Below are 22157 nucleotides of genomic sequence, written 5' to 3' on the forward strand. Positions count from 1 at the left end.
AGTAATCCAAGTAAGTTGAACGACTCCACTAGATTGAACAATAGATAAAGTCATTATCTGAACAGTTAGTTTTACAGAATGGTCTAATTGAAATGGTTACAAATATAGAACAACGACTATACGCCATTGTGCCCGCAGCGGGTATCGGTAGTCGTATGAAGGCAGAAATCCCAAAGCAATACCTACAGTTGCTTGAAAAAACGATTTTAGAACACACTGTCGAGAAACTTCTTGAACATCCCCAAATACAGAATGTTATTGTTGCGGTAAGTCCAAACGATCCCTATTTCCCACAGTTGAAGATTGCGAACCATCCAAAAGTGATTCGAGTCGATGGCGGTGGAGAGCGCGCTGATTCTGTGTTATCTGGTTTAGCTCGATTATTGGAGATAAATCCAGAGAGTTGGGTGTTAGTGCATGATGCAGCAAGGCCTTGTATTTCAATCAGTGACATTGATGCTTTGATCAAACAAGTGAGCAAAAACAAACTGGGCGGTATATTGGCAGCTCCAGTTAGAGATACCATGAAACGGGGGAATGGTGAAGGTACCATTTCTGCAACTGTCGATCGCCAAGATTTATGGCACGCCTTAACGCCACAGATGTTTAATAGCCATCAGTTACATGAGGCATTGATTAAAGCAAAACAGGCTAACGCGACGATAACCGATGAGGCGTCAGCGATGGAGTGGCTTGGAATCCAGCCTCAGTTAGTACCCGGTCGAATGGACAACTTAAAGATAACTCAACCAGAAGATTTAGCCTTGGCTGAATTTTACTTGCGTAAAGAACAAAAGGAACAGAGATGATTCGGATAGGTCACGGATTTGATGTGCATAAATTTGGTGGTGACGGCCCTGTTATTATTGGTGGCGTTGCTATTCCTTACTCACAAGGTTTAATTGCTCACTCAGATGGTGATGTTGCTCTTCATGCTCTGACTGATGCCCTGCTGGGGGCGTTAGCAGAAGGTGATATTGGAACGCATTTCCCTGATAATGATGAGCGTTGGAAAGACGTTGATAGCCGAGAACTACTCAAAGAGGTGTATCGACTTGCTCAGCAGCGTGGTTACCAGATAGGTAACTTGGATGTCACTATCATTGCTCAAGCACCTAAAATGCTGCCTTATATTCAAGCAATGAGAGAAGCCATTGCAGAAGATGTGCAAACATCGATAGATAATGTAAATGTCAAAGCAACGACAACTGAAAAGTTGGGATTCACAGGTCGCAAAGAAGGTATTGCCTGTGAAGCCGTCGTTCTGTTAACTAAGAAGTAACCTATGACCGATATACTTGAAGATCTGGCTTATCTGTATGGAAAGCCAGAGTGTAAAGCAAAATTAAAAGCGCAGCCTGAACACTTCGTCGTAAAAGAAGAACTGGGATACTCATTTACTGGTTCGGGTGAGCACCTGATGGTGAAAATCCGTAAAACCGGTGAAAACACGATGTTTGTGGCCAATGAATTAGCACGATACTGCAATGTTAAATCTAAAAATGTAGGCTGGGCAGGGTTAAAAGATAGGCATGCGGTGACAGAACAGTGGCTAAGTATTCATTTAGCCAAAGCGGAACAAGAGCCAGACTTCTCTGAATTTGAAAAACAGTATCCTTCTATCCAAATACTTGAGTTGAATCGACACAACAAAAAGCTTCGTCCGGGTGATTTAATTGGCAACCGCTTTGAGATTACCTTGTCTGAAGTGTCAGATGTCGAGTCTGTAGAGAAGAGAGTCGAGTCGGTGATTTCCGGTGGTGTACCAAACTATTATGGTGCTCAGCGTTTTGGTCGGGATGGCAACAATGTTCTGGAGGCTAAGCGCTGGGGGCGGGATAACGTACGCACTAGAAACCAAAACAAGCGAAGCATGTATCTTTCCACCGCGCGTTCTTGGATATTCAACCATATTGTTTCTGAAAGAATTAATCAGGATTGCTTTTCTACTCTGGTGCCAGGCGATATTGTTATGTTGGCTAACGAGACTAAACTTGAAGAAAGTGTCATGGCAGAGCAAAAAATCAGCAGTGCCATAATGGCAGATGAGTTAGCACAATATCAACAAAAGTTAGAATCTGGCGAAGCCTTTATTACAGCTGCGCTGGCAGGTGATAACGCTTTACCAACTGAACAACAAGCTTTGCAATTGGAACAGAAGATTGTTGACTCAGAACCGGACCTTATGGCTCTAATTAGAGGCAATCGCATGCGTCATGACAGACGAGAGACCTTGTTGAAACCGACGGATTTATCATATTCAGTACAAGATAATAATGTTGTGTTGTGTTTTTCTCTTTCGTCTGGAAGCTTTGCGACATCAATCATAAGAGAATTAGTGCAAGAGATCCCAGTAGAACGTAGTTACGAGTAAAGGCTTAGATAATAATGAAAATTTTGCTTAGCAATGATGATGGAGTGCATGCCGAAGGATTGAACATGCTCGCTAAAGAACTTGCCGATCTTGCGGAAATTATTATCGTCGCTCCAGATCGAAACCGTTCAGGGGCATCAAACTCTCTGACACTGGAGACGCCACTAAGGGTGTCTCAGTTCTCAGACAATGTTTATGCAGTACAAGGAACGCCAACCGATTGTGTTCACTTTGCCTTAAACGAGTTACTGAAAGATGATTTACCGGATTTGGTGCTTAGTGGCATCAACCATGGTGCGAACTTAGGTGATGATGTTCTGTATTCTGGAACCGTTGCCGCGGCGATGGAAGGGCATTTCTTACAAGTTCAATCTATTGCGTTTTCTTTGGTAGGTAGTGATAATTTTGCCACTGCGGCTAAAATAGCTCGACAGATTGTTGAGCAGCATCTGCAGTCGCCTATTCCCACTAACCGATTGCTTAATATCAATGTGCCGGATGTTCCTTTTGAACAATTAAAAGGCCAGCAAGTAACAAGATTGGGTGCACGTCACCACGCAGAAAATATGATTAAACAAAAAGATCCTCGTGGGCATGATGTTTATTGGCTTGGCCCTCCAGGTAAAGAGCAGGATGCAGGTGAAGGAACGGACTTTTATGCTATTGAGCATGGTATGGTTTCCATTACACCTATGCAGGTGGACCTTACTGCTCATGAGTCAATCAATAGCGTGCAAGCTTGGATGCAGGGAAAAAGATAATGAGCAGTCCATATGTCGAGCAGCTTATTGAATTTCTAAAAGTAAACGGTGTGAAAGATAACGCCGTTCTTGATGCAATAGCAAGAGTCCCTAGAGAGCAGTTTATATCTGAAGCATTAAGGCATCAGGCATACGATAATAATGCCTTACCAATCGCTCATGGTCAGACAATTTCTCAACCCTATATTGTTGCGAAGATGACTGAGTTGCTAGAGTTAAACTCTTCAACTCGCGTGTTGGAGGTGGGAACAGGTTCAGGCTATCAAACGGCTGTATTGGCTCAATTGGTAGATAAGGTCTACTCAGTAGAGAGAATTAAATCTCTACAATGGGAGGCGAAACGTAGGTTAAAGCAGCTGGATATTTATAATGTAACGACTAAGCATGCTGATGGTTGGCAAGGCTGGGAGAATAAAGGTCCCTTTGATGCTATTGTTGTCACCGCAGCGGCGTCTCAAGTACCGGAAGCACTAACTGCACAGTTAGCAGAAAATGGTCGCTTGGTTATTCCGGTAGGAGAAGATAACCAACAGTTACTTAAAATTGTACGACATGGAGACAGCTTTACGTCCACCATCGTAGAGCCGGTAAGGTTTGTTCCTCTTATTGCGGGTAATTTGGCATAAAATGAAGATGCGATTGAAACTGGTGATACCAAGTCTATTTGCAGCCTTGTTAATAGGCTGCTCTGCGACGTCCCCAGCTCCAGTTTCTAGCATACAGAAAGATTACAACTCTATTCAACGAGGCAGTTATCGAGGCAGTTATTACCAAGTTCAGAAGGGTGATACCCTTTATTTTATAGCCTACATCACAGATAAGAATGTAAACGATATTGTTCGTTACAATAATCTTTCTGCTCCTTACACGATCCACCCTGGTCAAAAGCTTCGTTTATGGCGCCCAGCTTATAAAGCTCCTGCTTATGGAGGTACAGGAGGAAATAACAGTTCTTCTGTTGCTACTTCTACTGTAGCAGCTGGTACGATTAGCACTTCAACAGCGGCTTCCTCTAGTTCAACTGCAGCAAATAGTGCTAATAAAGCAACTCCTAACTTAACAAATTCAAGTTCAAAAAATTCACAAAATGCCAAAAAAACTGTGACAAATAAGCTTGATCCTGCTAAGTCAAAAGAGTATGTTGGAAATCAGAGTAAACAAAATGTTAATAAAAATGCCAATAAGCCTAAAGCGAAAAACGTCAAAATTTCGAAGTGGTCTTGGCCAACAAAAGGGAGGGTAATTAAGAGTTTCTCAACTGGAGACCAAGGAAACAAAGGCATAGACATAGCAGGGCAGCGAGGTCAGTCTATTGTTTCTACGGCAAGTGGTACAGTTGTATATTCCGGTAATGCACTTCGCGGATACGGTAATTTGATAATCGTGAAACATAATGATAACTATTTAAGTGCATATGCCCATAACGACCGTTTGCTAGTACAAGAAGGACAAAGTGTAAAAGCCGGCCAGAAGATCGCCACCATGGGAAGTTCTGGAGCAAATAGAGTGAAATTACATTTTGAAATTCGATATCAAGGTAAATCTGTAAATCCAAAACGGTATTTGCCTTAGCTCTAAGTTTATTTCAGCGACATTAGCGGTAGTAATGTCTTGCTAAACTCGCCAAGGGGAGGCGCTATGAGTATCAGCAATGCAGCAACGAAAGTCGAAGAGTTTGAGATTAATGAAGGTATCAATGCTTCAGCAGCTAATCTTGTTCAAGAAACCCAACCAGCAGAAGAAACCAGTAATAAAGAAGAGTACGAGGTAACAGCGAAGAGCTTGGACGCAACGCAGCTTTATCTCGGAGAAATTGGTTTCTCTCCACTATTAACCGCAGAAGAAGAAGTTCTATACGCTCGCCGAGCATTGCGTGGTGATGACGCCGCTCGAAAAAGAATGATTGAAAGTAACTTACGCTTGGTCGTTAAAATTTCTCGTCGATACAGTAACCGAGGTTTGGCGCTTCTTGATCTTATTGAAGAAGGCAACCTAGGTCTCATTCGCGCAGTTGAAAAATTTGATCCAGAAAGAGGGTTCCGTTTTTCTACGTATGCCACATGGTGGATTCGTCAAACTATTGAACGTGCGTTAATGAATCAGACCCGTACTATTCGACTACCTATCCACGTCGTGAAAGAGCTTAATATCTATTTACGTACCGCTCGAGAATTGTCTCAGAAGCTGGACCATGAACCGACAGCAGAAGAGATTGCAGAGCAGCTTGATAAGCCAGTAAGTGATGTGAGCAAAATGCTTCGCCTTAATGAGCGAGTGAGCTCGGTAGATACACCTATTGGTGGGGATGGAGAAAAGGCACTTTTGGATATTATTCCGGATGTTAACCATTCAGACCCCGAAGTTTCTACTCAAGATGATGATATTAAAAGTTCTTTGATTGACTGGCTCGATGAACTTAATCCAAAACAGAAAGAGGTATTGGCTCGCCGATTTGGTTTACTTGGCTATGAGCCTTCGACATTGGAAGAAGTTGGCCGTGAAATCTGTTTAACTCGTGAACGAGTTCGTCAAATTCAAGTTGAAGGACTGCGTCGCCTACGAGAAATTCTATTGAAACAAGGGCTTAACATGGAGTCACTGTTCGATGTAGAGCAGATGTAGCCGAAAATATCACGTTTAACCTGCTCAGAATGGAGTGAGGTTAGGATAGAAAATAAAAAAGGGATCAATATGATCCCTTTTTCGATCTAGAGCAGTTTTTTCAGTCGGTAGAGCTCATCCAAGGCTTGCCGTGGTGTTAAATCATCTGGATCAATGCTGGAGAGTGCCTGTTCGACTTCGCTAGGTTCAGGAATTAAACTCAGCTGATTGGCGATATCGACATTGTTGTTTGGAGTCGAAGGTTGATTACCCATCTGTTCCAGTTGGTTTAGCTTTCCACGCGCATTTTTGATCACTGTCTTAGGTACACCAGCAAGGCCTGCAACGGCTAAACCATAAGACTTACTGGCTGCACCTTCCTGTACCGCATGCATAAAGGCGATGCTATCACCATGTTCTACTGCATCTAGATGAACGTTAGCGAGCTGTTTTAACTGGTTTGGCAGTTCGGTCAACTCAAAGTAATGAGTGGCAAATAGTGTCATTGCGCCGATTTGGTTGGCTAACCACTCCGCACTGGCCCATGCCAGAGAGAGACCATCATAAGTACTTGTTCCACGACCAATTTCATCCATGAGAACTAAACTGTGTGGTGTTGCGTTGTGCAAAATATTGGCAGTTTCAGTCATTTCAACCATAAATGTTGAACGACCAGAGGCGAGATCATCTGAGGCACCAATTCGGGTAAATATTCGGTCTATGATTCCTATAGTAGCGTTTTCTGCTGGGACATAAGAACCAATATGAGCAAGTAAGACAATCAGAGCAGTCTGTCTCATATAGGTGGATTTACCGCCCATATTTGGCCCTGTAATAATAAGCATCTTTCGATCTGGACTTAACTCTATCGGGTTGGCGATGAAAGGGGTGTCCATAACTTGTTCCACCACAGGGTGACGACCATTTTGTATATGAATGCCGATATCATCAGTCAGATAGGGACGAGCATAATTCAGCGTTTCAGCCCGTTCCGCTAACCCTTGTAAAACGTCTAGCTGAGAGATTGCGGACGCTAAGTTTTGTAATCGCTCTAAGTTAGGCATCAATAAGTCAAACAGCTCTTCCCATAAACGCTTTTCGATAGCTAAGGCTTTTGATTTGGAACTTAATACCTTGTCTTCATGCTCTTTTAACTCAGGAATGATGTAGCGTTCAGCATTCTTAAGTGTCTGTCGACGAACATAGTGCGGAGGAACTAAATGACTCTGGCCTCGGCTTACTTGAATATAAAAACCATGAACATTATTGTAGCCAACTTTTAGGGTATCTATTCCATGGCGATCTCGTTCATCCGCTTCTAATTTCTCTAAATACTCTGTTGCTCCGTCTGCGAGGTCACGCCATTCATCCAGTTCAGCGCTGTAACCTGTGGCAATGACACCGCCATCGCGAATAATAACTGGGGGATTCTCTTTTATCGCTTGTTGCAATAGTTGACAGATATCGTCCATAGGTGCGGAAAACTGACGCAACTTACCAAGGTAAGAATCACTGATTTCCTGCATTGTGTCTGCTAAATCAGGCAGTTGTTGCATGGCGTGACGCAAGCGAGAGAGATCTCTCGGACGTGCCGTTCTTAAAGCTAAGCGCGCTAAGATACGCTCAATGTCCCCAATCTGTTTTAAGATTGGCTGAAGGTCAGTATACAAACCTTGTTCTTTTAGTTCGGTAATAGCGTCGAGTCGTTGATTTAGGGTTTCCCTGCATCGCATAGGCTGGTGTAACCAGCGCTTTAGCATGCGGCTTCCCATGGCCGTGGCGCTATGGTCAAGTACATCCGCCAGTGTATTATCACTACCGCCGGATAAATTTTGTGTAATCTCTAAATTTCGACGAGTGGCGGCATCGAGAATGACGGAATGATCTTGAGAATCATAAGTGAGAGAGCGTATATGTGGTAATGCTGTACGTTGCGTATCTTTGACGTACTGAATAAGACATCCTGCCGCGCATAGTCCAAGCTCGGCGTTTTCTACACCAAAACCAATAAGATCACGGGTCGCGAACTGCTGGTTTAATTGCTGTTTTGCTGTCTCTAATTCAAATTCCCAAACAGGACGACGACGGTTACCATTTCGGTTTGCCATGACTTCTACTGGCTCAAAATCTTCGGGGAATAGAAGTTCTGTAGGAGAGGTACGTTGCAGCTCTGCCAACATGGCCTCTTGGCTATTTGGTTCACATAACTGAAAGCGACCAGAAGTAATATCTAGCGTGGCATAGCCAAATTTACCATTTTGATGATATATAGCGGCGATTAAGTTATCTACACGTTCTGAAAGTAATGCTTCATCGGTGACGGTGCCTGGGGTAACAATTCTAACCACTCTGCGTTCTACAGGCCCTTTGCTTGTCGCAGGATCACCCACTTGCTCACAGATAGCGACTGACTCTCCCATCTGAACCAATTTTGCTAGATAGCCTTCAACGGCATGGTATGGAACACCTGCCATTGGAATGGGCTCTCCAGCAGAAGAGCCTCGCTTGGTTAGCGAAATATCAAGAAGTTGTGAAGCCTTCTTTGCATCATCATAAAAAAGTTCATAAAAATCCCCCATTCTATAAAACAGCAAGATATCAGGGTTTTCCGCCTTTAATTTTAAATACTGCTGCATCATAGGCGTGTGTGTAGGAGTCGCTTTTGCCATGTTGACCTTATTTACCACTTTAACTTCTTATTCCAGCGGCTTAGGATACGTGAATAGAATTGACAGGCAAGATGAAATCGAGGGTTTTTCGATCATGGAAACATTAACTCAATTAAGTGAAACGTTAGGGAAGCAGTTAAAAAGTAAAGGTTGGCTAGTGACAACTGCGGAATCTTGTACTGGTGGTGGAATATCGGCGGCGATTACCGATATTTCCGGTAGCTCTGCTTGGTTTGACCGTGCGTTTATTACCTATAGCAATGAGTCTAAACAACAGATGTTATTCGTCGATGAAGAGGCGATTAACCGCCATGGTGCTGTCAGCAGACAAGTTGTGGAACAGATGGCTGCTGGTGCTGTCGAGCATTCACTAGCAGATGTGGCGATATCTGTTAGTGGCATTGCCGGTCCCGGTGGCGGTAGTGATGATAAACCTGTAGGAACGGTCTGGTTCGGTTGGCAGTTGGCTGATGGAGAGCAGGTCCAGCGAGTGCAATATTTTTCTGGAAACAGGGCTGAAGTTAGGGAACAGGCCTGTTACTACGCTATTAAGACGCTTCTACAACTTATCGAAAACGGAACACGTCAATAATAGCGTTGCCATTCATATGAGAGCTATCGTAATAGGGCAAATGTTGGTAATGATAAATGCCATTTAATAGCTGCTAAACGAATTGAAAGTGTAGAGATTGCACCCAATAAAAAGGCGGCCGAATTATCCAGCCCAAAATGCAGTGCGGTAACATGGAAGAAGCCACCAATGATGCAAGCCGTGGCGTAGACTTCACTTCTTAATACCATGGGTATTTCTCTTGCTAAAACGTCGCGGATAATCCCGCCACCGCAACCAGTAGATACGCCCATTATTATTGCAATAAGATAAGAGGTTTGCAGGCTAAGGGCTTTTTCTACACCAATACCTACGAAAGCGGCTAAACCAATAGCATCACAGACGGGGAGTACATACCAAGGTAATCGCTTTGGTCTACGTACAATCGCCATGGTTAATAAACAGGTAAAAATAATGACCCAAATATAAGCGTTATCGGTGATCCAAAACACAGGCGTCGCACCTAGTAGCACATCGCGAATAGAGCCTCCGCCAATGGCGGTTACACTTGCCAGTACTACAACACCAAAGGGATCCATTTTTAAACGTCCTGCCAATAACACGCCGGATATTGCGAAAACGGCCGTACCAAATAGATCGATAAAATAGAGTAGTGTTGAGTCCATGGAGATGATTACTAGTAGATGGATAAAAAGACGAGAGCAGATTTTACGCTATTTTATTAAGAAAATAATGTCATAATTTGCTTAATTGCTTTTTTTCTCTCTTACATAGCTAAAACGATTACACACTTCCTCAATGGCATGTAATGAGCGTGGTGTAGGACGGTTTAACCAATCCGCATTTAGAGACCAGATGTAGTTGTGTTCAACCGCTGGAATTTGTGCTCGCCATTTGTGCCACATCTCGGGGTTTTGTTTGGTATGGGCCGAAGTGAAGATAACGTCGGGCTTTCTGACTAAAACTTGCTCTAAACCAACTTGAGGATACGGGCTTGAAGCTTGTTGAAAAACATTGCGACCACCGCATAGCTGAAACACTTCGCTAGGCCAATGGTTTTGAGCAATAGTGTAGATTGGCTTGCTGCTTAATTGATAAAAGTAGTTGATAGGAGGCAAATCTTTATACTTATCTTGCAGTTTTTTTAATGACTGTCGAAAATTGTCTGCGTTACGTTGACCTTGCTCAGGATTGTCAGCGTAAAGACTTAACTCTTCAATTCTTAAGGCGATATCGGCTAACTTGTTGGTATCGGAATAGTAAATTGAAAAGCCCAAACTTTGTAATTTATCTAGAGCTTTAATCGCACCGCCAGAGCGCCAAGCTACGATTAAATCAGGTTGTAATGCGATAATCCGCTCTATATTGATGCTGTTAAAGCTTGCTACTCTTTCTAACTTTTTTGCCTCCTCTGGATAGTCGCTAAAATCACTCGCTGCAATGATCTTGTTTTCTAATCCCGCCGCATAAATGAGCTCTGTGGAAGAGGGCGCGAGAGAAATGATTCGTTCAATTGCGTGGACAGAGTAGGTCGAGATAAGCAACAGAGAAAGGAGTAGATATTTCAAGTTTAAAACCCTTGGTATACCGTAAACATAATAGCACTTTGTATTAAAATCCAAGCAAACAGTCGCCACACGAGCAGCTTTTGTAGCTGCGCTAAATGAATGGCTGAAGGGGCGACTCGTCCTCCTATTTTGGGACGAATGGATTTTTTACCCTGATAAATAGCAGGGCCCCCCAATGACAGCTCCAGTTTAGTGCCAACGGATGCGAGCAGCCAGCCAGCTCCGGGAGTGGGCCAAGTTTTTCCTTGCAATAGCATCTGCTTACTTGTTTGAATGCCATTTTTCCCAACGGCAATGAAAAAAGAGAACAGTCGTAAAGGAAGAAAATCCAATATTGCGAGAAGCCTTACCGCCGGTAAGCCGAAAGGAAGAAAGTTCCCGTTACTGGGAGACCAAGCTCTAGCCAGTTCTTGAATTAGCCGATACATGATGGCGCCAATTCCACCAGCCAAGCCATACCAAAATAGCACTGAAACTACGTTTCGACCATATCCTAGTATGATTGTTTCGGCGCCTGCTTTGCCTAACCCTAGTGGTGATAATGAGTTGGTTTCTCTATTTAAAATAGGTTTAAGTAAACTTCTGGCTAGTTTCTTATCTTCTTTAATTAACGCGTTTGATAGCTCTCCTGCCAGTTTTTCGCTGTTTCTCCAGTCAATGGCCAACAACAGCAGTGCCAATTCAAATAGTTGTTGTTGCCAAACGAGAGGTTGTAGTGCAACGAATACGGCCAAGGCAGGGAGCATCATTAATGCCCACGCCAAGCTACCGGAGATAATACTTTGCGAGTAGCTAGTCTGAGTATTAACTTTATCTGCAAGGATTCGGGCAAAAGCCCGCCACAGGGTAGCGGGATGGGCTGAAACGGGAATGGGCAAAATTAGATGAAACAGCAATGCACCCCACAGTACCAGCAGGGCGCCATTGCTATAAAAATGCTCAAATGCAGCTTGCATATAAGCTACTTAAGCAGCTCGATCATATTAGTCACCATCTCAGATGAACTTTTTGCTGCGAGTGGTAAAAACTCATCAAATGTCATTGGCGATTCTTTATCCGCAACATCTGATATTGCACGAACAACAACGAACGGCTTACCAAACTGGTGACATGTTTGAGCAATCGCTGCAGCTTCCATCTCTACCGCAATAACTGAAGGGAAATGCTTCATAATGAACTGGTTGTGAGCTTCGGAGTTTACAAAGGTATCGCCTGTGCAAATGAGGCCACGTACGGCATGTGTATCCTTCATTTTTGCTAACGCATCTTCTGCCACTTGGATTAAGTTTTTATCGGCAATAAAGGCGGCAGGTTGACTCGCCATTTGCCCCATTTCATAGCCAAATGCGGTGACGTCTGCATCGTGGTAACGCACTTCGGTAGAGATCACCACATCACCTAAGTTTAAGCTGGAGTCAAATCCACCGGCAGAACCAGTATTGATGATCATATCTGGATTAAATTGGTCAATTAGAATGGTTGTACCAACGGCGGCAGCCACTTTACCAATGCCGGATTGAAGCATGACGACTTCTACGCCATTAAGTTGACCGGAAAAGAATGAGCATCCGCCTTTTTCGGTAACTTCACAGTTGGAGATAGCGCTCTTTAATATGGTCACTTCTTGTTCCATTGCACCAATAATGCCGATTTTCATAAATAGTCTCTTTAAGTTTAATGTGACGTAATTGGCTTAAATTGTAGCATAGAGTTGTTTTAGAGGAATCGGTAAATTGTTCGAGATATCAGTTCTCTACTTGCTTATAGCAATCTAGTTATCATATGAGGCTCATTGAGATATAAAAAAAGCCAGCAAATATGCTGGCTAAAATAAAGTTTGGAAGGAAACTTTAAAAAGTTAAGCTAGGGTCAACAGACCCTAGGCATTGGAAAGCATAAGCGAATCAGCTTTAGCTTCTAAGTTACTGTTACCCATTAGGTAAGCGTCAATTGCACGGGCAGACTCTCGGCCTTCATTGATACAGCGAACCACCAAAGATTGCCCTGTACGCATATCACCCGCCGCGAATATGCCTTTTTGGTTAGTGGCAAAGTCGTTGGTTGCTACATTACCGCGCTCATCGAGCTTAATGTCTAATTGAGCTAAGATGCCATTAGGTTCAGGATGTAAGAAGCCCATCGCTAAGAATGCCAAATCACATGGGATAACACGCTCGCTGCCTTCAACTTCTTTGAACTCTGGTCGTTCACCCGGTTTAGCATCTTGCCAAACAATGTCCGCTAAACGCAGACCGGTAACATTACCTTGCTCATCACCGATAAACTCTTTGGTCAGAATATTCCAGTGACGCTCACACCCTTCTTCATGGGAAGTGGATGTACGCAGTATCATAGGATATTGAGGCCAAGGCATATTTGCTGGACGTTTTTCTGGTGGCATCGGCATGATCTCTACCTGAGTAATGCTCGCGGCACCATGACGGTTAGACGTTCCCACACAGTCAGAGCCAGTATCACCACCACCGATAACAACCACATGTTTACCTTTTGCATGAATCTCTTCGGTTTTAAGATCCATATCGTTGGCACGTCGGTTGTTTTGACCAAGAAATTCCATGGCAAAATGTACCCCTTTGAACTCTCGGCCTGTGATAGGGAGATCTCTTGGTACGGTAGAACCACCAGTAAGTAGTACGACATCAAACTCCTGACGAAGTTGTAATGCGTTGATATCAACACCGATATGAGCGTTGGTTTCAAAGACGATACCCGCTTCCTTCATCAAATTGACTTTGCGGTCAATAATATCCATACCCAATTTAAAGTCAGGGATACCAAAGCGTAATAGACCACCGACTTTTTCATCACGTTCATAGACAGTGACACAGTGACCAGCGCTATTTAATTGTTCAGCAGCAGCCAGCCCTGATGGGCCTGAACCGATAATAGCGATGGTTTTGCCAGTACGAATGCGCGGTTTCTTCGGTTTGGCGTAACCTTCTCTATATGCGGTTTCAACAATGGTTTTTTCAATGTTGCAGATAGTAATCGGATCTTGGTTGATACCAAGTACACATGATGACTCACATGGAGCAGGACATACTCGCCCAGTAAACTCAGGAAAGTTATTTGTACTGCTTAAAATATTCCACGCTTCCTGCCAGCTGTCGCGATAAACAGCATCATTAAATTCAGGAATGATATTGCCAATAGGGCAGCCGTTATGACAAAACGGTACGCCACAATCCATACAACGTGAAGCTTGCTGATTGATCTTTTCACCAAACTCTTTGTTTAGGACAAACTCTTTGTTGTCCTGAATACGAACACTTGGATCTACCTTTTTAGGTAGTTCACGACCATGCTCCATAAATCCAGTAGGCTTACCCATTATACTGCCTCCAACTCTTCCGTGTGTTCTGCTTGCGCTTTACGCTTATTTAGCACCGCTTTATAGTCTCGTGGCATTACTTTCACTAACTGCGCTAGGTTGGCGTCAAAGTCAGCTAGGAATGCTTTTGCTACTGTACTTCCGGTGAACTCAATATGCTTAGTTAGCATCTGTTGAATAAGCGCTTTGTCTTCGCTTTCTATTGGGTCTAGGTCAACCAGTTCAGGGTTTAACTTAGTTTCAAAGTCCCCTTCCTTGTCCCATACATACGCAGTACCACCACTCATACCAGCGGCGAAGTTACGTCCTGTAGAGCCAAGAATGACGGCGATGCCTCCGGTCATATATTCACAACCGTGGTCTCCAACACCTTCAACAACCACTTTTGCTCCCGAGTTACGAACACAGAAACGTTCACCAGCAAGACCTCGAATATAAGACTCACCAGATGTTGCACCATAGAAACAGACATTACCTACAACAATATTGTTTTCCGCAACGATGGATGATGCTGTATTCGGATAGAGAACCAAGGTTCCTCCGGACAAGCCTTTACCCCAATAATCGTTGGCGTTACCTTCTACTTCAAACTTCACACCCTTAGCAAGGAATGCACCGAATGATTGACCTGCAGAACCGGTGAACTTGACATTCATTGGGCTAGGTAGCCCTTTGTCTTTAAATACTTTTGATATTTCATTAGACAACATTGTGCCTGTTGAACGATCGGTATTGATGATAGGCAGTTCCGCTGTTACTGGCTCAGCTTGTTCGATAGCAGGTCTTGCTATTTCGATCAGCTTTCTATCCAGTACCGCTTCAAGCAAGTGATTCTGTTTAATTTGGCTAAATACGCCGTCAGATTCACGAGCTGGCTCAATATGAAGCACAGGAGATAGGTCAAGGTTCTTATATTTCCAGTGTTTAATATCATCACGAACTTTCAGCTTTTGAGACTGACCAACCATCTCTTCAATGGTACGGAAACCGAGCTCTGCCATGATTTCACGCAGGCCTTCTGCCATATATTGGAAGAAAGTCACCACGTCTTCTACGCGACCATCAAAGCGTTCACGTAGAGATTTGTTTTGTGTTGCGATACCCACAGGACAGGTGTTTTTATGACACTTACGCATCATGATACAACCTTCAACAACCAATGCTGCGGTAGCAACTCCCCACTCTTCCGCGCCAAGTAGCGTTGCTACAGCAAGGTCGCGAGGTGTTTTCATCTGTCCATCAGACTGAACTACAATACGGTTACGTAAGCCATTTTTAAGCAGTGTTTGGTGTGTCTCTGCTAAACCTAGTTCCCATGGTAGACCCGTGTGACGAATGGATGAAATTGGTGATGCACCTGTACCTCCGTCGAAACCTGCAATAAGCACCACGTCGGCCTTTGCTTTGGCTACACCGGATGCAATCGTACCTACGCCTGCTTCTGAAACCAGCTTAACGTTTACACGACCGGTACGGTTGGCATTTTTTAAATCGTAGATTAGCTGAGCTAAATCTTCGATTGAATATATGTCATGGTGTGGAGGTGGCGAGATCAACCCGACGCCCGGAGTAGAGTGACGTGTGGCACCAATCCAGTCATCAACTTTGTCTCCTGGAAGCTGTCCACCTTCACCCGGTTTCGCTCCCTGAGCCATCTTGATCTGTACTTCATCGGAATTGGTTAGGTAGTAGGAAGTCACCCCAAAACGCCCCGATGCAACCTGTTTAATTGCTGAACGTTCCCAGTCACCATTGGCTTTTTTCTCAAAGCGACTAGGATCTTCACCCCCTTCACCTGAGTTTGATTTTGCACCAATACGGTTCATTGCTACCGCTAGCGTAGAGTGCGCTTCATAAGAGATAGAACCAAAGCTCATTGCGCCAGTTGCAAAGCGTTTCAGGATGCTTTCAATAGGCTCAACTTCTGACAAAGGTACTGCGCCCGCAGGATTTTTGATGAAAGCCAGTTGGCTACGCAGCGTTGCAGCGTCATCCCCTTGCGCATCAACAGTACTTGCATACTCTTTGAATTGAGCAAAATCTTTATTTCGTGTCGATTGTTGCAACAACGAAATGGTTTCAGGGTTGAACAGGTGTTTTTCACCACGCTGTTTCCACTGGTAAACACCACCAACATCCAACATTTGGATTGGAATCTCACGAGTCGGGTAACCAAGACGGTGACGAACCAAGACTTCTTTGGCTATATCATCAATCGTTAGACCCTGAATACGTGTTACGGTGCCTGTAAAGTATTTGTCTACTACAGATTTGCTAATACCTAGTGCTTCAAAAATTTGCGCACCATGGTAGGACTGCAGTGTTGAGATACCCATTTTAGAGAAAATCTTCAGTAGACCGCCATTGACACCATTACGATAGTTATTAAATAGCGTTTCAGATGGTATTTCAGGATCCAGTTTTCTCTTCTTCTGAAGATCAACGATGGTTTCCATAACTAAGTATGGGTTAACCGCATTGGCTCCATACCCTACTAAAGTGGCGAAATGATGGGTTTCGCGTGCGTCACCTGTTTCGATAACGATGTCACATTTAGCACGTAAGCCTTTACGAATTAAATGGTGGTGAACTGCGCCTACTGCCAGCATTGCTGGTATTGCTGCGTGGTTTGAGTTTACCGCACGGTCAGTCAGTAGAATAATTGAGTAACCATCTACCACGGCATCTTCTGCGTATTGGCAAATACGCTTAAGAGCACGCTCTAATTTGCCATCCTCTTCACTGGCTCGGAATACGATATCCAATGTTTTTGCTTGTAGATGCTCATTATCGATAGCACGAAGTTTTTCTAGCTCAGAGTTAGATAAAACAGGTGACTCTAGTTCTACTTTTTGACAGTGCTCTGGCGACTCAGCCAGTAAGTTTTGATCCTTACCTAGGTAGGTATTTAACGACATCACCATGCGTTCACGAATAGGATCGATGGGTGGGTTAGTTACCTGAGCAAAAAGCTGTTTAAAGTAGTTAGATAAATGTTGTGACTGATGTGACAGAACCGCGAGTGGCCAGTCAGCACCCATTGCACCTAATGGTTCTTTGGCATCTTTTGCCATAGGCACAATGATTTCATTGACTTCTTCACTAGTAATACCAAACGCTTGCTGGTTATGAAGAAGACGTTCCGCAGACGGTTGGTGGTGCATATTGTCTGCTTCTGGTAGTTTGTTTAGGCTTAGTAGGTTCTCTTTTACCCACTGCTTATAAGGTTGAGCATTAGCTATGCTGTCTTTCACTTCTTCATCAGAAATGATGCGACCTTCTTCGAGATCCGCAACGAAAATACGTCCCGGTTGAAGACGACCATGTAGCTCAACGTTTTCAGGCGCTATTTCAACAACACCTGACTCAGAAGCCATAACGAGGAAATCGTCTTTGGTTACGGTATAGCGAGATGGACGAAGACCGTTTCGGTCTAGGGTTGCCCCTACTTGAACACCGTCGGTAAAGCAGACAGATGCAGGGCCATCCCATGGTTCCATAACGTTAGCGTGATACTGATAGAAGGCTCTTCTATCGGGATCCATGTTTTTGTTCTCTTGCCACGCTTCAGGGATCATCATCATAAGAGCGTGTGGCAGAGTACGGCCAGAAAGAACAAGAAGCTCTAACGCCATATCAAAGTTGGATGAATCCGAGCTGCCTTCCTGACAAATAGGAAGCAACATGTCGATTTCTGCTTGGGTAAACAGATCGGAATCAAGAATGGCTTCACGAGCCTTCATCCAGTTTAAGTTACCTCGAACGGTATTGATTTCACCGTTGTGCGCAATATAACGGAATGGTTGTGCTAAACGCCATTTCGGGAATGTATTGGTAGAGAAGCGTGAGTGAACCAGTGCTAGAGCCGTTACCATGGATGGATTTTGCAAATCCAAGAAATACTGAGGTACTTGCTCGGTCGTTAGCTGACCTTTGTATACCAGCGTTTTATAAGACATTGAGTTGATGTAAAAATCATCACCAATATTGGAGACGCTTTCTAAACAAACGCGAACGGTATAATTACGCAGTACATACAGTTTTCGTTCTAGCTCATCAGGTGTTGTACCTGGGCCACCTGAAACAAACACATGTTCAAATTGAGGTTCAGTGCTGAGAGGGTCATCGCCTATCATGCTGTTGTCAGTTGGTAGAACGCGATAGCCTATGATTTCAAGGTCTAAACGGCGAGCATTACGCTCTAAGATATCACGACACTGTTGACGTTTATGTTCATTTTTAGGGAAAAGAACAACACCAACGCCATACTTTTCAAATGAAGGTATTTTGATACCAAGTTTCACCGTCTCTTCTAACAGAAATTCATGAGGTTTTTGCAATAAAATACCAGCGCCGTCACCGCTGCATGGATCACAGCCTTGACCGCCACGGTGTTCCATTCGGGCTAGCATATCCAGCGCTTGAGTCACAACATCGTGAGACTTACGGTTTTTTAGGTGAGCAACAAAACCGATACCACAAGCGTCATGCTCCAACTCCGGAGTATAAAGACCTTGTGTCTTCTGCTCTCTATCTACCATAGATACATCCTTCCAATTAAATTTCAGGCGCAATATGCCCTAGGCACTTGTTTCCTGTCTTTTTTATAGTTGTTAATCCATCACTCATCATGTGTGATGAGTTTGATTCCCTTCCGTTCTTCACAGGAAATTTTTATGTGAAGAAAACAAATCCTTAGTGAAATCCGTTGTTTTTCTACCACAATCTAGTGGTTTGTGTAGGTGGGGGCGGATTGTCACAAATTATTCCACATTTTTATCCTATCCATTATTGCGGATATAAAATGCGGACGTTCAGGTATCGTACAATTTTGTGTAGCTTAATTCCAATAAAAAGTTTAAGGGAGTTACATTTTTTTATTAAGGTTATGAATAACAACTAAATATAAATGCAGTTATTGGTCTATTAGAAGCCTTTTTGCTACATTTTTATTGATTTTTAATAGTGTTGATATGGCACTATCCCCGTATAATCGGCCGACATTATGTTTCATAGATGTAATTAATTTTCATTCGCACATTGGTACTAGTTTTATATGCAGTTACACGAGTTGGTCAATACGTTGGGACAGGATTTACAGCGTCGTTATGGTGAAAAAGTCCATAAGCTAACCTTGCACGGCGGTTTTAGTTGCCCGAATAGAGACGGAACGATTGGGCGAGGTGGATGTACATTTTGCAACGTTGCTTCATTTTCAGATGAGCAGACGCAGAAGCAGAGTATTGTTAAACAGCTGACAGATAGAGCAGGAGAAATTCACAGAGCAAAGCGATACCTTGCCTATTTCCAAGCTTACACCAGTACTTATGCTGAAGTGCAAACATTAAAAAGTATGTACGAAGAAGCACTTAAATCGGCTGATATGGTGGGGTTATGTGTTGGTACGCGTCCTGATTGTGTCCCTCAAGCTGTATTAGACCTATTGTCGGATTATGTTCAACAAGGGTATGAGATCTGGTTGGAGCTGGGTTTGCAAACTGCCAACAATGAGACCTTAAAGAGAATTAATCGTGGACATGACTTTGAGTGCTACGCTGAGATAACGAAAAAGGCCAGAGCGTTAGGAATAAAGGTTTGTACGCATTTAATTGTCGGGCTGCCTAAAGAGCAACGCTCAGATTACCTTGAGACGATGAACAAGGTTCTGGAAGTTGGCACAGATGGGATTAAGCTCCATGCGTTACATATAGTAGAAGGAAGCACAATGGCCAAAGCTTGGCGGGCGGGTAAATTGGATGCTCCGGAGCTGGATGATTATGTCAGTGTCGCCAGTGAGCTAATTCGTATGACCCCTGCCAACGTGATCTATCACCGAGTATCTGCTGCTGCTCGTAGGCCGACTTTATTATCGCCCCTCTGGTGTGAAAATCGTTGGCTGGCAATGACTGAGATAGGCAGAGCATTAGATAAAGAGGGAGCGCAAGGCTCCTTAATTGGTGATCCTTTTATTTATACTAAACCCAGCTAACGTCTAACTGCTTAATTAACAACAAGGTAATGGTGTTTGAGTAAGCTGGCGATTTGAACGTATTGTCACGCTATAGTGAAGGATAACCAAAGCCTACCGTTAACTAAATAAGGTGTGTTCGACTCTGGTTCAATTCAAGGAATAGAACATATTAGATAGCCAACTTAAACATAGAATCATACTATTAGCTAACATCCTAATTGCTTATAGCGAGTAAAACATCATGATAGATAGCCTGCTTTACCCGTTGTTAGAATGGTTATCTTTGGTTGGAGTAGAGCTTCTCGTTATTATCATTGCTCTATTTAGTGTTATTGCAATAAGACACAGCTACAAAAGTAAGCTGGATGATCTGGTATTAGATACACCGTTAGCAACCTTAGCCATCGACGTCAAAAACGGTGACTTTTTATTGGTTAATCCTCCAGCCATGCGCTTGCTCGGTATTCGCTTGGTGGGTAAAAAATTCATACTGCCCTCAACCATTGCTCAACAAGACGTTCATGCATTTCTTTGTCAAATATCCAGTTGGAAGTTCAAAGATTATCTTCTAACTTGGTCAACCTCTGAGTTTCAAACATTTAGAATTGAGATTACAGGTAGAAAAATACGTTATAGAAACCGATCGGTTTGGTTGTTGTATGTGGTTAAGCATGTAGAGGCACAACTTGATAGAGAACAAGTGAGAACCTCACTAAAAGTTGCGCGTAGTGCGCTGGATTCTCTCTCTGAACTTATTTACATCCAAGACAATGATGGCAACTTGCTGGACAGTAACAAATCGTTCAACAACTTTTGGTCAGGCCGAGAGGAAGAGAGCGACAGTATTATTGATGGTGTTATGCAAGGTCGCAGAAGTCAGCGACGATGGACAACGGATCCGCAAGGCAGGAGCTGCTTATTAGAAACCTCACAAACCTCTCTGTTATCCAGTGAAGGCGATATATTGGGGTTACTGAATATCAGTCATGATGTGACTGACTGGTTTAAGATGCAGCAGGATTTGCGCGATGAAATGGAGAAGCGTAAAGGAACGGAAATTGCCTTGGCGCAGCGCGATACTATTCTGCAGTCGATACTCGCTTCATCTCCCGATGTCATTGCCCTGTTTAATGAAAATCGAGTTTATGATGCATGTAATCAAGCTTATGTAGATTCGTTAGATATCGAGTTCACCCCTGAGCAGTTAATTGGCAAGAAAATTGAGACGGTTTTACCAAACCACCTAAAAAAACGCTTTGTTGAAACGGATAACTTGGTTTTAGAGCGTGGTGAAACCTTGCGTTATGTGGACGAGATACTCGACAAGAATGGCCAGCCGAAATGGTACGATGTGGTGAAATCGCCTTATAAAGATCCATCCACAGGTATCAAGGGTGTTCTGCTACTTGCTAGAGATGTTACAGAGCGTTACTTAGCTAAGCAGCAGTTGGAAGAGATGAATCAAGAGTTAGCGAAATTGAGTTTTTTAGATGGCTTAACACAGGTCGCTAATAGACGACGGTTTGACGAGCAGCTTAATACTGTATGGAGCTTACATCGTAGGCAGAAAAATGCCTTAACGGTTATTCTTTGTGATCTCGACTTTTTCAAAGATTATAATGACAATTATGGTCATCTAAAAGGTGATCAGGCACTGGTGGCTGTGGCGACAGCATTCAACAACATTCTCACTCGCGCATCAGATTGCGTAGCTCGTTATGGGGGGGAAGAGTTTGCTTTTATTTTGCCAAATACCGATTACCAAGGAGCGCAAATCATCGCTAGCAACATACATAAAGCGGTGAAAGACTTACAATTACCGCATAGCTTCTCAGGAGTCAGCGACTTATTGACAGTTAGTATTGGGGTAGCGTCGTTAGTGCCCCCATTTAATGCTTCTTCCGATATCATTCTGTCGCAAGCAGATGATGCGCTCTATTTGGCCAAGAAGCAGGGGCGTAATCAAACACAATATTTCAACCAGTAATGCTATGCTGGCTGTGAATGTATTACTGAGGATCTGTTGATCTTTCGAGTACAAATTTTGTTCAATCTGATAGCGGTTTGAGCAAAGCATGAGGAGATCAGCATAGTTATTTTATGTAAACGACTCATAACACAGCTCAAGGTGTTTTCAGATGGACCCTTGAGCAGCGTTTGTTGGTACTTTCTACAGCGTTATCACCTGATTTGTATAAAGCATCAGCAAACTGCTGTAAAAATAGATACGAAAGGTCAATAGACCCTAGCGTCATTAGGTAGACGTACAACACTTATAATACTCATTCTG

Annotated in this window: 17 protein-coding genes; 10 read left to right on the forward strand and 7 right to left on the reverse strand. The window is 43.4% G+C overall.

Annotation, left to right across the window (positions count from 1 at the left end; all coding sequences use genetic code 11):
* Positions 1 to 92: 92 nt before the first annotated feature.
* From ispD to rpoS, 7 genes are read left to right on the forward strand one after another with little or no spacing between them, the layout of a single operon-like run.
* Positions 93 to 809, forward strand: a complete 717-nt coding sequence (gene ispD, locus CHJ_RS02305) for a 2-C-methyl-D-erythritol 4-phosphate cytidylyltransferase (RefSeq protein WP_317916763.1) — start codon at positions 93 to 95, stop codon at positions 807 to 809.
* Complete coding sequence (gene ispF, locus CHJ_RS02310) at positions 806 to 1282, forward strand: 2-C-methyl-D-erythritol 2,4-cyclodiphosphate synthase (RefSeq protein WP_171753837.1); 477 nt, start codon at positions 806 to 808, stop codon at positions 1280 to 1282. The genes ispD and ispF overlap by 4 nt, the downstream gene beginning before the upstream one ends.
* Before the next feature lie 3 nt (positions 1283 to 1285).
* The gene (gene truD, locus CHJ_RS02315) at positions 1286 to 2374 is read left to right on the forward strand and encodes a tRNA pseudouridine(13) synthase TruD (protein WP_317916764.1); all 1089 of its coding nucleotides are present in this window, start codon (positions 1286 to 1288) and stop codon (positions 2372 to 2374) included.
* Between the two features lie 14 nt (positions 2375 to 2388).
* A complete protein-coding gene (gene surE, locus CHJ_RS02320; RefSeq protein ID WP_317916765.1) occupies positions 2389 to 3135 on the forward strand; it encodes a 5'/3'-nucleotidase SurE in 747 nt (248 codons plus the stop codon).
* A complete protein-coding gene (locus CHJ_RS02325) occupies positions 3135 to 3761 on the forward strand; it encodes a protein-L-isoaspartate(D-aspartate) O-methyltransferase (protein WP_171753834.1) in 627 nt (208 codons plus the stop codon). The genes surE and CHJ_RS02325 overlap by 1 nt, the downstream gene beginning before the upstream one ends.
* A 7-nt stretch (positions 3762 to 3768) precedes the next feature.
* The gene (locus CHJ_RS02330) at positions 3769 to 4707 is read left to right on the forward strand and encodes a peptidoglycan DD-metalloendopeptidase family protein (RefSeq protein ID WP_171753833.1); all 939 of its coding nucleotides are present in this window, start codon (positions 3769 to 3771) and stop codon (positions 4705 to 4707) included.
* Positions 4708 to 4746: 39 nt separating this feature from the next.
* Positions 4747 to 5757, forward strand: coding sequence for an RNA polymerase sigma factor RpoS (rpoS, locus tag CHJ_RS02335; protein ID WP_411861532.1), 1011 nt, complete (start codon positions 4747 to 4749; stop codon positions 5755 to 5757).
* A gap of 86 nt (positions 5758 to 5843) precedes the next feature.
* Here the strand turns inward: rpoS and mutS are convergent, their stop codons facing one another.
* Positions 5844 to 8405, reverse strand: a complete 2562-nt coding sequence (mutS, locus tag CHJ_RS02340; protein ID WP_317918065.1) for a DNA mismatch repair protein MutS — start codon at positions 8403 to 8405, stop codon at positions 5844 to 5846.
* A 94-nt stretch (positions 8406 to 8499) separates the two neighbouring features.
* On the opposite strand from mutS, the gene pncC reads away from it, so the two are divergent.
* A complete protein-coding gene (pncC, locus tag CHJ_RS02345; protein ID WP_171753831.1) occupies positions 8500 to 8997 on the forward strand; it encodes a nicotinamide-nucleotide amidase in 498 nt (165 codons plus the stop codon).
* A 23-nt stretch (positions 8998 to 9020) separates the two neighbouring features.
* On the opposite strand, the gene CHJ_RS02350 is transcribed toward pncC, so the two are convergent.
* From CHJ_RS02350 to gltB, 6 genes are all read right to left on the reverse strand, one after another.
* The gene (locus CHJ_RS02350; protein ID WP_171753830.1) at positions 9021 to 9641 is read right to left on the reverse strand and encodes a TRIC cation channel family protein; all 621 of its coding nucleotides are present in this window, start codon (positions 9639 to 9641) and stop codon (positions 9021 to 9023) included.
* An 81-nt stretch (positions 9642 to 9722) separates the two neighbouring features.
* Positions 9723 to 10544, reverse strand: coding sequence for a vitamin B12 ABC transporter substrate-binding protein BtuF (btuF, locus tag CHJ_RS02355; protein ID WP_317916766.1), 822 nt, complete (start codon positions 10542 to 10544; stop codon positions 9723 to 9725).
* Positions 10545 to 10546: 2 nt separating this feature from the next.
* Positions 10547 to 11500, reverse strand: a complete 954-nt coding sequence (locus CHJ_RS02360) for a cobalamin biosynthesis family protein (protein ID WP_317916767.1) — start codon at positions 11498 to 11500, stop codon at positions 10547 to 10549.
* 5 nt (positions 11501 to 11505) lie between these two features.
* Positions 11506 to 12201, reverse strand: coding sequence for a 5'-methylthioadenosine/S-adenosylhomocysteine nucleosidase (gene mtnN / locus CHJ_RS02365; RefSeq protein WP_171753827.1), 696 nt, complete (start codon positions 12199 to 12201; stop codon positions 11506 to 11508).
* 222 nt (positions 12202 to 12423) lie between these two features.
* Positions 12424 to 13896 (reverse strand): glutamate synthase subunit beta, encoded by a 1473-nt coding sequence (locus CHJ_RS02370; RefSeq protein WP_171753826.1) that lies wholly within the window; start codon positions 13894 to 13896, stop codon positions 12424 to 12426.
* Positions 13896 to 18437, reverse strand: coding sequence for a glutamate synthase large subunit (gene gltB, locus CHJ_RS02375; RefSeq protein WP_171753825.1), 4542 nt, complete (start codon positions 18435 to 18437; stop codon positions 13896 to 13898). Before gltB ends, CHJ_RS02370 begins: the two co-directional genes overlap by 1 nt.
* A gap of 515 nt (positions 18438 to 18952) precedes the next feature.
* Between gltB and CHJ_RS02380 the strand changes: the two genes are divergently transcribed.
* Entirely contained in the window at positions 18953 to 19885 is a 933-nt protein-coding gene (locus CHJ_RS02380; protein ID WP_171753824.1) for a TIGR01212 family radical SAM protein, read from the forward strand.
* Positions 19886 to 20108: 223 nt separating this feature from the next.
* Positions 20109 to 21854: a diguanylate cyclase gene (locus CHJ_RS02385; RefSeq protein ID WP_171753823.1), complete on the forward strand. Its 1746-nt coding sequence runs from the start codon at positions 20109 to 20111 to the stop codon at positions 21852 to 21854.
* Positions 21855 to 22157 lie beyond the last annotated feature (303 nt).

It is taken from the genome of Vibrio sp. MACH09 (assembly GCF_033238805.1).
In the GTDB taxonomy this organism is placed as follows: domain Bacteria; phylum Pseudomonadota; class Gammaproteobacteria; order Enterobacterales; family Vibrionaceae; genus Vibrio.